Source organism: Polynucleobacter kasalickyi (genome assembly GCF_900176405.1).
In the GTDB taxonomy this organism is placed as follows: domain Bacteria; phylum Pseudomonadota; class Gammaproteobacteria; order Burkholderiales; family Burkholderiaceae; genus Polynucleobacter; species Polynucleobacter kasalickyi.
On sequence record NZ_FWXJ01000007.1, the window covers coordinates 37727 to 53579 of the forward strand.

Annotated in this window: 10 protein-coding genes; 9 read left to right on the forward strand and 1 reads right to left on the reverse strand. The window is 39.4% G+C overall.

The genetic code is table 11. The features are described 5' to 3' along the window. Positions 1-30 precede the first annotated feature (30 nt). The 6 genes from bcsZ (at position 31) to B8983_RS07660 (ending at position 10885) form a co-directional block, all read left to right on the forward strand. Positions 31-1290, forward strand: coding sequence for a cellulose synthase complex periplasmic endoglucanase BcsZ (bcsZ, locus tag B8983_RS07635; protein WP_084283555.1), 1260 nt, complete (start codon positions 31-33; stop codon positions 1288-1290). A 134-nt stretch (positions 1291-1424) separates the two neighbouring features. Continuing rightward, positions 1425-4766 (forward strand): cellulose biosynthesis protein BcsC, encoded by a 3342-nt coding sequence (locus B8983_RS07640; RefSeq protein ID WP_084283556.1) that lies wholly within the window; start codon positions 1425-1427, stop codon positions 4764-4766. 85 nt (positions 4767-4851) lie between these two features. Further along, complete coding sequence (locus B8983_RS07645; RefSeq protein ID WP_084283557.1) at positions 4852-5631, forward strand: hypothetical protein; 780 nt, start codon at positions 4852-4854, stop codon at positions 5629-5631. After that, positions 5628-6389, forward strand: a complete 762-nt coding sequence (bcsQ, locus tag B8983_RS07650; protein WP_159460853.1) for a cellulose biosynthesis protein BcsQ — start codon at positions 5628-5630, stop codon at positions 6387-6389. Before B8983_RS07645 ends, bcsQ begins: the two co-directional genes overlap by 4 nt. Next, complete coding sequence (gene bcsA / locus B8983_RS07655; protein ID WP_084283559.1) at positions 6390-8540, forward strand: UDP-forming cellulose synthase catalytic subunit; 2151 nt, start codon at positions 6390-6392, stop codon at positions 8538-8540. Next, positions 8540-10885, forward strand: a complete 2346-nt coding sequence (locus B8983_RS07660; RefSeq protein ID WP_084283560.1) for a cellulose biosynthesis cyclic di-GMP-binding regulatory protein BcsB — start codon at positions 8540-8542, stop codon at positions 10883-10885. Before bcsA ends, B8983_RS07660 begins: the two co-directional genes overlap by 1 nt. Before the next feature lie 108 nt (positions 10886-10993). Here B8983_RS07660 and B8983_RS07665 read toward each other — a convergent pair whose 3' ends face one another. After that, on the reverse strand, positions 10994-12415 hold the full coding sequence (locus B8983_RS07665) for a mannose-1-phosphate guanylyltransferase/mannose-6-phosphate isomerase (protein WP_084283561.1): 1422 nt from the start codon (positions 12413-12415) through the stop codon (positions 10994-10996). Positions 12416-12567: 152 nt separating this feature from the next. Here B8983_RS07665 and B8983_RS07670 point away from each other — a divergent pair, with 152 nt between their 5' ends. Genes B8983_RS07670 through B8983_RS07680 form a run of 3 tightly spaced genes read left to right on the forward strand, consistent with a single transcriptional unit; the run spans position 12568 to position 15850 of the window. Then, positions 12568-14031, forward strand: a complete 1464-nt coding sequence (locus B8983_RS07670) for an LVIVD repeat-containing protein (RefSeq protein WP_084283562.1) — start codon at positions 12568-12570, stop codon at positions 14029-14031. A 51-nt stretch (positions 14032-14082) separates the two neighbouring features. Next, entirely contained in the window at positions 14083-14427 is a 345-nt protein-coding gene (locus B8983_RS07675) for a hypothetical protein (RefSeq protein ID WP_143736131.1), read from the forward strand. Next, positions 14408-15850, forward strand: coding sequence for a hypothetical protein (locus tag B8983_RS07680; RefSeq protein WP_084283564.1), 1443 nt, complete (start codon positions 14408-14410; stop codon positions 15848-15850). Before B8983_RS07675 ends, B8983_RS07680 begins: the two co-directional genes overlap by 20 nt. Positions 15851-15853 lie beyond the last annotated feature (3 nt).

Consider the following 15853-nt stretch of genomic DNA (forward strand, 5'->3'; position numbering starts at 1 on the left):
CAATTGAATCACCTAATCCAAAGAGAAGAAATGTCAGAAAAAAAAATTAATTCTTTACTACATACTTTCTGTACGGTATGCATTAGTCTGACTTTATCTTTTTTTTTGAATACAGAACAGGTTGTTGCAGCTGAAACCTTGACGAATCATCTCGGGTGTCAAGCGAACCAATGGGAGCTTTGGGAACATTACAAAAAACAATTTCTACAAGAAGATGGGCGAATCATCGACTATGCCACACCAATTGAACACTCTACTTCTGAAGGCCAATCTTATGGCATGATGTTTTCCCTCATCCATAATGACCCAGAAAATTTTCAAAGAATTTGGAACTGGACGCTTGCCAATTTATTCGATAACGATCTAAATAACAATTTACCTGCTTGGCAGTGGGGGAAAAAAGCCGATAATACCTGGGGAGTAGTTGACTTTAACTCAGCCTCAGATGCTGATTTATGGTTTGCTTATGCTCTTCTTGAAGCTGGTCGTATCTGGAAGAATAAAACCTATACAACTCAAGGACTCCAAATGATTAACCTCATTGAAAAAAGAGAGTTTATAGATCTTCCTGGCTTTGGAAAAATGATTTCTACAGGATATATTAAAAAAGCCAGTTTAAATAAGACAAAATGGTCACTGAATCCAAGTTATTACCCTTTACCTCTGTTAAGAAGAATTGCAGCAGAAAGGAATAACTTGCAATGGGACGAAATCGTTGCCAATGTTCCTAGAGTGATTCGAGAAGGCAGTCCTAAAAAATTTCCCGCTGACTGGATTTACTACAAACTTAATGATGGAGATATTCCTGAATTCTACTTTGACCAAACCCGAGGACAAAAAAGTAGCTTTGATGCTATCAGGGTCTATTTATGGGCTGGAGTGACTCATCCGGATGACCCCCTCCGGAAAGATATTCTGTTGTCAATTTCAGGAATTATTAATGCAATTACGATTAAAGGATACGTTCCTGAAAAAATTGACGCCTTTACCGGGGAGATTATTAATAATGCTTACTCTCCCTTTGGGTTTTCTGCAGCTGTAGCACCCTATTTTTACGCGATTGGTCGCAAAGAAACGGCTCAAAGCCAAGTATCAAGAGCTAATTGGATGATTAAGAAAAGTCAATCGCCTGAAAATGCGAATACGAATAGGTTACGTTATTACGATTACTCTTTGAGTTTGTTTGGCCTAGGATTTACCGAAGGTTTTTACCGCTTCAATCTCAATGGCTTCTTAGAAACGAGTTGGATGCACAATAATTGTGCAAAATTTAATGTAACTTATCAATAAATGTTGTTTTTTTAAGATTCTTTTTATAATATTTATTTCACAATCAATGATTTGTCCAAATTTAACATCGTTATAATAAAATTTATTTATATTTAATTAGTGCTTTTCACTTTAAATCATTATTTGGAGTTTTTTTGAAATTTTCCCCTTTAAAATTAACAGCTTGTACTTTACTGCTGGCAAGCTCTCCAGTCGCCTTTTCTCAGGCTGATAGTGCCTTTAAAGTATTATCCGATCAAGCCCAGTTTTGGCAGTCCAAGGGTGATTATGCAAAGGCTGCACAATCTTGGAAAAAAATCTTATTAATTGATCCTGCAGATGACAAGGCATTGTACGGACTTGCTATTAGTGAGTTAAATAGTAAAAATCCTGAGAACGCTAAAAGTTACCTTGCGAAGTTGAAATCCGTATCGCCAAATAGTAAATATATTATTTCTCTGGAGCAAGAAATCGTTCTTCGTAGCACGAACTCTGGTACCTTGATTGAGTCAGCAAGAAAAGCAAGTCAACGCGGTGACGTTGAGAAATCTAAACAATTATTTGAACAAGCCCTTGGCAACATCAAACCTCAAGGCCCTTTGGGGCTTGAGTACTACAGTGTTTTAGATCGCAACAAAGAGTCTAAAAAAGAAGCGATTGAAGGTTTCGCACGGATGGCTAAAGAATCCCCTGAGGATCCTCTTATCCAACTAGAATATGCCAAAAGATTGATTACGGTGGAGTCTAGTAGAACCGAAGGTATTAATCGTTTAGCAGGTTTGGCAAGTGATCCGACTTTAAAAGAGGCTGCGGTTGAAAATTGGCGACAAGCATTAATTTGGGGGGGGCCTCCAAATAGTCGTGCCACTGCCCAATTCGATCGTTATCTAAAAGTAGTACCAGATGATGCTGAAATCAGAGCACTCTTAGCAGAGGGCAAGTCTGGTGCTGTCAGAGCGAATGTAAGTAGTGAACCATACCATAATCCTAAAATATTAAGAGATGCTAAAGCGGCTCTTGCTGCTGGCGATGATCAAATGGCTTTCCAAATTTTGCAAGATGGGATAGCCGGAGATCCAACTGACCCTTGGACGAGGTTTGAATTAGCCAAACTTTATCTAAAAGAGGGGCAAAAACAAGAAGCCATTGGCCTCGTAAATGGCTTGCTTTCAAGTCAGCCGAACGATCCAAACACCATTTATGCAACGGCGATGCTTTACTCCCAGATGGATGATTGGCCAAACGCTTTAAAATTTATCGAAAAAGTTAACCCACGCTTAAGAAGCCCTTCAATTGCAGAGTTTCAACGGGCAGCATGGATGGAAGTGCAACTGATTTATGCTGTTGAATTTGCCAGAAAGGGTTCTACGACCCAAAGTATGTCAGTTTTCAATCGTGCAGAGATCATTGCTGGTCAAGACCCTGCCCTACTAGGAAAACTTTCTCGTGCTTATATTGACGCTGGTATGACCGATAAAGGTGTCAATTTATTACGCCAAAAAGTTACTCTTAGTGCTGGAAAATCAACGGATTTATTGATTGAATACGGCAACGTTTTATTAAAAACGAATCAATCCGTAGAAAGTTCAAATATCCTCAGGCAGTTGCAGTTAAAAAGCTTGTCTGCTGAGCAAAAACAAAATTTCGATCAATTAGTCTATGCTTACTCCGTTAAGCAAGCTGAGTCCTTAGTTCAGTTGGGTAAGCCAAGAGAAGCGATTAGAATTTTGGTAGATTTGCAGAACCAACGCCCGACCGATAGCGGTACTTTAATTGCCTTAAGTAATGCGTATGCTGCGAATGGACAAGGTCCCAAGGCCATTGAATTATTGCAAAACTTGGAAGAAAAATACCCAAATAATCCAGATATTATTTATAGCCTAGTACTTGCTAATATTCAGTCAAGAAACTTTCCCAAAGCATTAGGTCACCTAGAACGTTACATAACTTTTGACCCGAATAATCCAGACATATTAGATAAAGCTGGCCGTGCTTATAGAAGCATGAACAAGCTGACAACTGCTCAAGAGTACTTTAATGCGTCGATAGAAAATAAGGAACGGAATGCTGTTTCGAGTGGAAGTTCAAGTTCTAGCCTTGCAAATATTACAAGTTTAGGAACCATTCCGACCGATTTCTATAAGGGTAAAATTCCTCCTAAACCTGAACCTTCAAGGCTAATGGCAGCAAGAGGTAAAAATCCTCTGAGTGATCCTTTTGCAATGGATACTGAAATTCCTAATCCAGTTGCATTACCAAAATACCTGGCAAACAACATCAATGTAAAACCTACTTCAACTGAAGAAGCTTTGCAAGAAATTAAAGAAACGCAAAGCCCACAAGTCCTCGCAGGTTTATCATTTAGAAGTCGGACAGGAGATTCTGGCTCATCAAGACTGACAGATACCCAAACACCTGTTGAGATTAGAATGCCGCTTGGCGATGGCAAGGTGGCGGCTCGTGTCACACCAGTGAATCTCAACTCTGGCTCAGTAGCACAAAACACTTATAGTTCTTTAACATACGGCTCAGGTCCTCTCGCAACCGGCACCGTGAATACACCACAGGTTAGTGGTTTAGGCCTATCCCTTGCCTATGATGTGAATAACTTAGGTTTAGATATTGGCATGACGCCTCAAGGCTTTCAGTACTCAACCATTACCGGTGGCATTCGCTACGGTACTTATATAAATTCGGCGAACACGATCAGAGTGACTGGTGCTCTCTCTTCTAGACCCGTCACTGATAGCGTACTTTCATTTGGTGGCGTGACCGACAATAGAACCAACTTATCGTGGGGTGGCGTAACGGCTACTGGTGGACGCATTGGGGTCAGTAAATCTTTCGGCATCGATAATACGAATGCGCTTTATGCAAATGCGTCCTACCATGCGATTGAAGGAAACAATGTAGACTCCAACACGAGAACTGAGTTTAGTGGTGGTGTGTACAAAGAGTTTAGACAAACCGGTAGTGAGAGATTTCGTATTGGTTTAAATATGACCAACTTTGGCTTTAACAAAGACTTGAGTTATTACACCTACGGTCAAGGTGGTTACTTCAGTCCACAACAGTATCTTGCGGTCAGTATTCCTTTATCGGTTGAAGGACAACAGGAAGATTTAATTTACTCTGTTACAGGCTCCTTAGGATGGCAATCATTTAATCAAGATGGTTCTAACTTTTTCCCAACCAACATTGGCATGCAAAATGCGGCGAATGCAAGTCTTGCGGCGAATCCACAATTTGGTAAATCAGCTGCCATTTACCCAAGTAATTCTGTGTCTAACTTATCCTATAGCCTCAATGCATCGACGCTTTACAAGTTAGAGCCTCAACTCTTTTTAGGTGGTGTGTTGCAGTTTGAGAACTCCGGCAATTACAACCAATGGGCGGCAAGCTTGTTCTTAAGATACAGTTTTGAGGAAATTACTCAGTCATTAAAACTACCGATTTCTCCTCTTTTATCGCCTTATTCACAGTTTCCTGCATATTAATTTGAAAATCCATGTGTCCCATTCTTTCACTTAAATATCTTCAAAACTCTCTTCAATTTATTTTTTTAAATAGGTTCTAAACATTATGGCAAACATCAACGATATAGAAAGTTTGTTTAGTCTAATCGGTCAATCTCCCAATGACTACAAGGAGTTTTATCACGAGAAAAATGGCCTCCATGCCCTAGATAAGTGGAGTTATTTAAAGAATATTCAACTCGAAAACCCAAATGAAGAGGGAATTTCTATTTTTGAAAATGGCCCTGTGAATCCTAGTGGGAACAATGCAGCGAACAGTATGACAAATACTCCAATTACGCAGGTTCCGATTAGTGAAGCAATCCCAGTTCAAAAGGTGGCTGCATTTACCCCCCCAGATGTGGTTATCACTGCGCCTAAAGTCGAAAGATATACCTCTCCAGTGATCGAATCGAAACAAACCATCACCCCGGTCGAAAATAGCGATGCTCCACAAACTAGCACGTTTTCCGAACCCATTGTTGAGTTGAAAGAACCTGAACCTTTAGTAGCTTTAGAGCCATTAACTCCCCCTGTTTATAAGCCGGCGAATGCTCCCCAGTCTATGCCCCCAGCCCCAAAAGTTTATAGTACAACGGCCATTCCTTCTGTACCTACATTCGCAACGAGTTTTAATAGCCCAGTGAACTCTTCGACTTCGACAACTTTTACGTCAAGCTTCATTAAACCAACTACTTCAGCAAACTCGAATTTGCAATCGACTTTTACTCCTGCACCAGTTGAGCCAACTCCTGTTACGAAAAGTGCCAACGCACCTGAAACAAAACCGAATACACAAACTGCAAGTCCATTGAACTCAATTTTCTCAAGATTGGAACAAAAGTGAAAATAGTAACCATTTTTTCAACCAAAGGTGGAGTAGGCAAGTCTACAATTAGCGCGAACTTTAGCTCAGTTTCATTACTTGAAGGTCGTGATGTGATCACGCTCGACTTTGATCCTAATAATTCGCTGAGATATCACTTCGGTTTTGCCCAATCAAGTATTGATGGCCATGCGCTTGCAACTTTAAGCAAAACGTCTTTAAAGAACCAAATTAAAGTAAGTCCTGATCGTTCAAAGATATTACCTTTTGGTAATTTAGATGATGATCAATTGAATGCTTACGAAGAACTATTACTGCAAGACCCTATGATGCTCAGAAAAGAAATTGAGAGCATGAATCTAAATGCGTCTGATATCGTGATTATTGATGCTCCTGCTGGGTCAACGATTTATTCTCAACAAGCATTAAATGCCAGTGATGTTGTGGTAGTTCCATTGTTAGCTGATGCAAGCTCCTACTTAACCTTGCCGCAAAGTATTACGATGTTAAAACGACACTGTTTAAATCGTCCAAACTTTGATGGTTTTATGGTTATCCTCAACCAGGTGAACCGTAGTTTTGAGTTGAATACAAACATTACAGAAATCATAAAAACAAAATTTGTGAATCATGTTTTTGCAGAAATTCATCAAGACCAAGCAATTCCAGAAGCATTAGCATGTGGCACGAATGTTTTGTCTTATGCCCCAGAAAGCCTTGGTGCACAAGATATGATTGATGCTGCTCAAATTCTTGAAACCTATTTCTTAGGAAAGTAATTGAATACTAAACTTCCCTTACCAGGACATTCAATCCCACATAATGCTCTTTTTGAGCTGATGGAAAAGATTGACTGGAGCGCACCCCTACCAAAAATAGTAACGTCCCTATTTTTTCTGCCGTTCCTTATTGTTATTATTAGTTTCCCATTGGACTATAAATACCAATTTGCCTTTGGGATTATCGTTTTAATTAGCGGTTCTCTGATTTCGAAATATTTCCATAATCGATTTGTATCTTTATTGCTCATGATTTTTTCTTCAATCATGACGCTGAGATATTTATATTGGCGCTTCACGACCACTTTGGACTTTAACTCTCCGGCGGAAAGCTTTTTAGGCTACTGCCTTTTAATTGCTGAATTATATGGCGTGTCCATTATGTTCTTGAGTTACTTCCAAAGTGCTTGGCCCCTCAATAGAAAGTACGTCCCCCTGCCTAAAGATACAAATCTTTGGCCAACCATGGATGTTTTTATTCCAACCTTCAACGAACCTTTGGATATTGTTCGATGTTCCGTGTTGGCAGCTCAGTCAATTGATTGGCCTTCCCATAAAATCAAAGTCCATATTCTAGATGACGGTGGTAGACCAACATTTAAAGAGTTCGCAAGGCAAGCAGGAGTGAACTATATTGCTAGACTAGATCACCGGCATGCCAAGGCTGGCAATTTGAATCACGCTTTAAATCAAACCAATGGTGAATATGTAACCATTTTCGATTGTGACCATATTCCTTCACGCTCATTTTTGCAAATGACGATGGGATGGTTTTTCAAAGATCCAAAATTAGCACTTATTCAAACTCCCCACCACTTCTTCTCACCTGATCCAATTGAACGTAACTTGGATGTTCATGGTCATGTGCCCAACGAAGGTGAGTTATTTTATGGGCTAGTACAAGAAGGTAATGACTTTTGGAATGCTTCTTTCTTCTGTGGATCTTGTGCAATTCTAAAAAGAACGGCGCTCGAAAAGATTGGTGGCATTGCGACGGATACTGTAACTGAAGATGCGCACACGGCTCTTAAACTGAGTCGTAAGGGCTATAACTTAGCCTATTTGTCAATTCCGCAAGCATCTGGACTTGCTACGGACAGCTTTCCTGCGCATATTAGACAGCGTACTCGTTGGGCTCGTGGTATGGCACAAATTTTTAGAATCGATAACCCATTACTTGGACGGGGTCTCACAATAGGTCAACGGTTATGCTATATCACTGCGATGATGGGCTTTTTCTATGGTTTTCCAAGATTAGTTTTTTTACTTGCACCTTTGGCTTATCTCCTATTCGGTTTTGAAATTTATCATGCTTTTGCCTTAACTGTTTTCTCATTCGCAATTCCTCACGTCTTTATGGCTCAAATTGCAAACCATAAAGTTCAATCTCAATATAGGCATTCCTTCTGGGGGGAAATTTACGATACATTGCTAGCCCCATATGTTCTTTTACCAGTCATTTTGGCGATTATTAATCCTAAGCTAGGTAGTTTTAACGTAACCGTTAAGGGCCAGACAAAGTTTACGAAAGACCAATTCGATGCCAAAATTGCCATGCCTAGTATCATTTTATTTGCCTTAAATGTGATTGGTGCAGCGTACGGTATCTTTAATAATATTTTGGGTGGATACGGCGAATATTGGACAGCAGTTTTAAATTTAGTATGGGTAGCTTTTAATTTAGTAATTCTTGGCGCTTGTATTTTCGTTGCTAAAGAAGCAAAAGAATTAAGAAGGACCCCAAGGGTCGATATGGAATTACCTGCTACGATTTTTCTGCCAAATGGAAGAACAATTTTTTGCTCAACAGTCGATTTCTCCAACCGGGGTATGTCATTGAAATTACCAGATGGCATCAATCTCGGGCCAAATAAAATATTAGATATTGGTATTTTTAGAGAAACAGAAGAAGTTAGGTTCAAGGGGGTTGTCAGAAAAGGTGGCAATTTACTTGGCGTTGAATTCTCCCCAATGGATTTAGATAATTACAGAAAACTTGTGCAAGTAACCTTCTCTAGAGCTGACAATTGGGCTGTGGACTGGGGTAATAACCGTAAAGCATCTCCGCTTAAATCACTCTCGGAATTAATTGGCCATGGTCCATTGAGTCCGCGTAAAGTGATGACGAATAATAAAGTGAGGAAAGTTTAATGTCTTTCCCACTACCTTTACCGAATAGTATGCATAAGAAAATCCTTTACCTTGCCTGTATGGGGGCTTTCCTACTCAATGGGCCAACTATATTTGCTCAAAGTAGCCCTAACTTTTTATCGAAGACGAAGTCTAATACATACACCCTTAAGGAAATCGGGACGATAGATCCGGTTTTAATGAAGGGCTTAGATGCGCGCTATGATCATTTACTCAATGTTCGATCAGATGAAGTTGCTTTGGGCGTTAAACTAAAACTGCAGTTTTACTTTTCAAAATATTTACAAGACAACTCCGAACTTGAAGTGTTAGTAAATGACCAAGTCATCAAGAAAATCAAACTAGATGGTGCGAAAGGGAATCAACTAACGACCGAAGAGATTGAGATTCCTCATCAAATCTTAACCGCGAACAATTTAATTACTTATAAATTTCGTGGTCACTACTCCAATAATTGTGAAGATCCGAGAGATTCTCGCTTATGGTTTGTATTGGGTAACAAGAGCCAAGTGGAAATCACGACTAGTCAGTTTGCCACCGCAAATGACTTATCTGCTTTCCCAATCCCTTTTATAGATCCTGATCAACAATTTCCTTCGACGATTCCATTTGTATTTGCCGGTTCGCCTGATAAAAGTACTTTGGAGGCTGCGGGTATTCTCAGCTCTTACCTAGGCGCTTCAGCCTATCAACAAAAAATTAAATTCAAAAGTGTCTTTAATAAAATTCCAACGTCTGGTAATGCGGTAATTTTTGTTTCAGATCCAGAGTATCTCCTGAATTTAAATGTTAAAAGAATTAATCCTGAGCCGTCCTTAGCAATTATCGAGAATCCCTTTGATAATTTAGGCAAATTGTTGCTCGTAATGGGAGCAAATGGTAATGCCCATAAAACGAGTGTTCTTAATTTAATTGATAAAAAGCGACTATTAAGTGGTAACTTTGTGCAATTGAATGATGAACTGCCTAAGTTTCCGAAACGATTACCCTATGATGCTCCGGCCTGGGTGCAAACGAATAAACCAATCAAAATTTCTGATATTTCTGGTGCACCAACTAGCGATAATTTAAAAGTAATTAGCTACGGCAGTACAGTTGTGCCAATCGATATTCCCTTGCCCCCAGACTTGTATCACATCAAAGGTAGCAGTGGGATTAAGGTCGACTTAAAGTTTGCATTCTCATTACCTGATGCTTCTAAAGGGGAGTCTGCCTCTTTAGCCATCTCAGATGATCAACGCTTTGTTAGAGACTTTACTTTAACTAGTCAAGAAAATAGCCCTTTTGGTAAATTAAAAAGTTATTTCAATAACAAGGTAGCCTACTACATTAATTTTGCTAAATCGTTAGCTGATTCTGAAGAAAGTGATATTGCAAGAATTGATCAGGTGAAAGAAAACCACGTTAAATTTGAAGTTCCTCTGTTTCCGAACCAGTCAGATTTAAAACTGCGCGCTTACTTTAACTATAAATATCCTAGAGACTTAGAGTGTGTTGCTAGTACTCCCATTCCTTTGACACAAAAAATGTTATATACGAACTCATCCATTGATGTTTCGCATGTGTCGCACTTCATTGAGTTACCTAATTTAAGTGTCTTTGCCCAAAAAGGTTTCCCGTTTACTCGCCTGGCCGATTTATCAGATACTGGAGTGATTTTAAATAAAAACTTCAATGAACAATCGATTTCAACCTACTTAACGATGTTGGGCTTTTTGGGTAGTAAGACTCACTATCCAGCGATTAAAGTTCAAGTCGCTTTAGATGATCAGATTAACGATCTAAGAAATAAAGATTTATTGATTATTGATGAAAATAACTCTTCTAAAGTATTAAAAAATTGGAGTATCCCAGAAGAACACAATAGTTTAGCTCTCACGTTGAATAAAGCGGCAACAAAACTATTTGGTAAGCTCATTAGTATGATTGATAACTCACCCGTTGAGGAAGATGAGCCTGTCCAAGTCAATGATACCAACGCAGGATTAGGGAAGATTATTGGTTTCGAGTCACCCCTGAAGAGTCATAAAAGTGTCATTTTATTGAAAGGTACTTCTGAGTTTGATTTTGATAATATTCAGAATGCTCTTCTTCAACCGGCAGATTTCAAACATCCGATTGAAGGTACCAATGCACTTATTTATGATGACAAGGTAAGTTCTTTCGATAATGGTAATTATTATGATGTTGGTAGTTTAAATATCATCGAGTTCATTTACTGGACCTTAGTAAAATTCCCGATTTTATTTATCCTATTTGGCCTAATTTCTATTATTTCTTTGACGATGATTATGTTCACAAGTTTGAAGTCAAAGACCTCTCGTAGAATTTCTAGGTCTGATTAGGCATTTAGGGTCTCTACCTTCCAGTTGAGACCCTAAAGTTTATTTACCAGTAAATGGTTGGGCGTTGCGCAGTAGAACCTTTACTGCTGAGGCTCCAAGTTTCCCCCCTTAACCTCTACCGTAGCGATCTTCCAAGCGTACGATATCATCTTCACCCAAATACGAGCCTGATTGCACTTCGATTAATTCGAGGGGTAATTTACCCGGATTTTCGAGACAATGAACAGCACCGATCGGAATATACACTGACTGGTTTTCACTAATCAGTTGTTCTGTTTCACCAATTAACACTTTCGCAGTTCCAGAAACAACAATCCAGTGTTCTGCTCGATGATGATGCATTTGTACTGAAAGTCTAGCCCCTGGTTTTACAGTAATTCTTTTTACCTGATATCGCTGACCATGATCGATGGAATCATAAGCCCCCCATGGGCGATGTACCTCACGATGTAACTCTGTCAAAGAACTTTTTTTCGCTTTGAGTTCTTCCACAATTTTTTTAACATCTTGGACCTTATCCTTATTCGCGACTAATATGGCGTCGGATGTTTCAACCACGACAATGTTATCAACCCCTAATAAAGCCACAAAGCGGTGATCTGCATGTACAAAACTATTTGAACAGTCCATCATCAAGGTATTACCTCTTTGCACATTACCTTTTTCGTCCTGGGGTAATGCTTGCCAAACCGAAGACCAGGAACCAACATCATTCCAACCTGCGTCTAATGGCACAACCAAAGCATTACTTGTTTTTTCCATAACAGCGTAATCGATCGAATCTGAGCGACACTTCCCAAAACTTTCTAAATCCAAACGAATGAAATCTAAATCTTTTTTAGCACCTTCCCAGGCATTTTTAGCTGCATCATAAATATCGGGTTGAAACTTCTTTAATTCGGTTAAAAAGACGGAAGCTTTAAACATGAACATACCACTATTCCAGGTATAACTACCTTCTTGAATATACTGTTTAGCTGTCTCAAGATTGGGTTTCTCAACAAATTTCTCAACGGGCACGGCTTTAGTCGGGTCCAGTGGAACGGATGACTTAACATACCCGTAGCCCGTCTCAGGAGCAGTAGGAACAATCCCAAAAGTCACTAATCCAGACATTTTTGCGGCTTGTGCACCAATTTTCACTGTTTCTAAAAAGGCTTGGTCATTGGCAAAAATATGGTCTGAAGGAAGAACTAATAAAATGGGGTCTTCCTCGAGCAAGGAGAACGCAGCTACAGCAATGGCTGGTGCAGTATTTCTGCCGATAGGTTCTAAGATTAATGATTTTGGCTTTACCGCAATATCTAAACATTGCTGAGCCACTAAAAAACGATGGTCATCGTTCGCAACAATGACTGGTGCATCGATGAACAAATCCTTCGAATCCATTTTTAAGCGGCTTAGGGTCAACTGAAATAATGACCGATCTTCAGTCACCCCGAGAAACTGCTTTGGACGTAAAGCTCTAGATAATGGCCATAGCCTGGATCCTGAACCACCAGATAGAATGACAGGGGTAATATTCATCATAAAAAATTCTTTTCGAGTTAGATAATCAATTTTACCTATTATCTCATTGTATTTTTTACAAACCAAACCCCAAAATTGCGATTCAACCGAAAAAAATAGAATAGAATTGAAAAAACAAAAATATATTTTTTCATAACCAATGGAGACACGTAATGCGAAATTGCTTTAAGCATCCCCTTTTCAAATCGATTCTGATTTCTTCGTTAGCTGTTGCCTCATTTCAACCTTTTGCTCAAGGTGTATCTGAAGCAAAAAATATGGCTTTAACGGGTTACAATGACTTACAAGGCAGAACGGCTTATCAACCAACTATTCAAAAACAAGGTAATCGTTGGATTGCTTATGTCGGCCATCATGGTGATTACAAGTTAAATCCTTTAAACGGGCAAATGGAAAATAATGGCACATCGATCATTGATGTGACTGATCCGAAAAAACCAAAATATTTGAAGCATCTCCCTGGAGAAGAAGGTAAAGCTGAACAAGGTGGTGCACAAATGGTTCGGGTTTGCTCCGGTGCCACTTTACCAAAGGCAGATAAGAGTAAGTTTTATATGTTGCGTGTTTTTGGAAATCAATCACACGAAATTTGGGATGTAACTCAGCCAGAAAATCCTAGCCTGCTGACAACAGTGGTGAAGGGGCTCAAAGGAACCCATAAAAGTTTCTGGGAGTGTGACACTGGTATTGCCTATTTAGTTTCAGGCAACCCACAATGGCGTACAAATCGTATGACGCAAATTTATGATTTATCAGATCCTACGAAGCCTGTATTTATTAGAGACTATGGTTTGGTTGGACAAAATCCAGGCTCTAGTGGCGCAGTCCCTATTGCCCTCCACGGTCCTATTTCAACAGGCCCTAAAGGCAACAGAGTATATTTTGGTTACGGCACAAATACCGAAGGAATTATCCAAATTGTTGATCGTGAAAAATTACTCAACGGCCCCAAAGAACCAACTCCAGAGAATTTACTGTATCCACAAATTTCTAGAGTAGAACTACCGCCAATGCATGGCGCCCACACTACTTTCCCGATGTTGGATATGGAGTTTCCACAGTTCAAAAATAGCTTATCAGGCAACAAAGGTGACATCCTAGTGATCACTGATGAAGCTATTCAAAAGGAATGCTTGGAAGGTCGTCAAATGGTTTGGTTTATGGATATCTCCACTGAGACAAAACCTTATGGTGTGTCAAACTGGGCATTACCAGATATGCCAGGTAATTTATGTAAAAAAGGTGGTCGACATGGTGCGCACTCTTCCAATGAGAACATGACAGATGTTTTCTACAAGAAAATTATGTTCTTCGCTTACTTTAACTCTGGCGTAAGAGCACTAGATGTTAGAGACCCATTTGCACCAAAAGAAATTGCCTCTTTTGTACCTGCGATTAACAAAAACACGGTAGCCCTTGAAACACCAGCAAGTTCAGCCGGTGCGAAGCTCCCATATACTGAAGCAGCAACTAAAGTAGCTATCCAAACCAATAACGTAGAAGTAGATGAACGAGGATATATTTATATCGTTGATCGTGCAAATACTGGTATGCATATTCTTGAGTTAACTGGTCCAGCTAAGAAAATTGCAAATTGGAATGCTGCAATCAAGTAATTCAAATTTTCAATGAAGAAAGTCTTCTGTTTGATCCTCTTCAGTTGGGTGATGCTTCACCCAACTGAAGGTTTTAGTGAAGCTACGCAAAGAGTTTTGCAGTTCCAATTAACAGATGACCAATTCATCCATTCTGCCCCCCTCCCCATTCGTTTTAAAGTGAAGCAACACGACCAAATTGAGTGGCAAATAACTAGTAATAAGCCTGGCGAGTTGCACATGCATGCCTATGGCATCGAAGTGAGAGTACCTAAAAATCAATTAGTGGTTTACAAATTTCAGGCCAAAGCTACCGGTAAATTTCAAATCGAGTGGCATCCTCAAATCAATCCCGTAAATACAAACCCCAAATCAACTCATTCACCCTCGGTATATCTTGAAGTTTATCCTCAGTAAATTTGTTTTTTTTCTAGCCTTTTTTTCAACGCAAGTCTTTGCACATGCATTTGATGAAAAATACGATCTGCCATTACCGATGGACTATTTTTTATGGGGTGCAGCAGCAACGGTTGGACTGACTTATTTAATAGCGTTTTTTTTCTTAAAATCTCCAACTGAGATACCCAGTAAAAATAAGCCTCCTCCTGGTAAAACACTAATTTTTACCAGTACTAAATTTCGTTATGTTGTAAAACTCCTGCAACTATGCTTTTTAATGACGGTTGGAGGCTTACTGATCGTGGGGCTAACTGGCCCACAAAATCCATTGATGAATTTACTTCCCCATGTTTTATGGGTCAATTGGTGGATTGGTATGCCCCTTTTATTTATGTTATTTGGCAATGTTTTACAGGTACTAAGTCCTATCGATACGGCTTTTAATGGGATTACCCGATTATTTAGAAACTCTTTAAAGCCCTTACTCCGATATCCATATTGGTTGGGGTGTTGGCCAGCCACCTTTTTATTATTATTATGGTGTTGGATAGAAGTCATTTATCCCAATGCAGCGTTGCCTCATTACATTAGTACCTTTGTGATCATTTGGTTTGGTGCCTCTATCGTTTTAAAAATTGTATTTACTAAAGACTACGTTCGACACCATATCGATTTTTTCGCCATTTATTTTTCTTACTTTGGGATGATGTCACCGTTCCAATACAAGGAAAAAGAGGCTCAAAAAATTACGATAGTATTCCCTTTCAAATCCTTATTAAGTGCTGATCAAGCCTCTATTCCAGGATCGGTTGGCTTCATTATTGCGATGTTGGCTACGGTCTTATTTGATGGCTTGCATGGGAGTGATGCTTGGCAATACTATGCGCAGTTTTTATCCAAACATTTACCAAAGCTATTAGATATCAATGGCTATATTCCAGGGGCATTGGGGATCTTCCTTGTTTGGTTCGTGCTGTATGGGATTTTTCTTTTGAGTTGTTCTCTCAACCTCATTGTTAGCCGTCATTTTTTCCCCCAAATACAGATTGATTTTCAGTCTATGGTGAAAAATTTTGCGCCAACACTTGTCCCAATTGCAATGGCCTACCTAATAGCTCATAATTTTTCAAGCCTGATATTACAAGGTCAAAATTTCCTAGCCTTACTCTCAGACCCCTATCAATTGGGTTGGGATATTTGTGGAACAGCGAACTTTAGACCTGATATCACCTTAATTGATGCTAAGGTAACCTGGTACATTGCGATTACGGCAATTTTAATCGGTCATGTCATCTCGATTTGGCTCTGTCATTTGAGCGCCTTAAAGCTTTTTAAATCACCCAGAGCGGCTGGAGCTTCGACCCTACCATTGAGTTTGGTAATGATTATTTATACTGTGATTAGTTTGATTGTTTTGGCCGAGCCATTAACTAATGGTTAATGC

What these genes read in the sequence shown, in the direction of transcription:
- B8983_RS07660 (WP_084283560.1), top strand. Translation starts at nt 8,540, where the DNA reads ATGTCTTTCCCACTACCTTTACCGAATAGTATGCATAAGAAAATCCTT.
- B8983_RS07665 (WP_084283561.1), bottom strand. Translation starts at nt 12,415, where the DNA reads ATGATGAATATTACCCCTGTCATTCTATCTGGTGGTTCAGGATCCAGG.
- B8983_RS07675 (WP_143736131.1), top strand. Translation starts at nt 14,083, where the DNA reads ATGCTTCACCCAACTGAAGGTTTTAGTGAAGCTACGCAAAGAGTTTTG.
- bcsZ (WP_084283555.1), top strand. Translation starts at nt 31, where the DNA reads ATGTCAGAAAAAAAAATTAATTCTTTACTACATACTTTCTGTACGGTA.
- B8983_RS07670 (WP_084283562.1), top strand. Translation starts at nt 12,568, where the DNA reads ATGCGAAATTGCTTTAAGCATCCCCTTTTCAAATCGATTCTGATTTCT.
- B8983_RS07645 (WP_084283557.1), top strand. Translation starts at nt 4,852, where the DNA reads ATGGCAAACATCAACGATATAGAAAGTTTGTTTAGTCTAATCGGTCAA.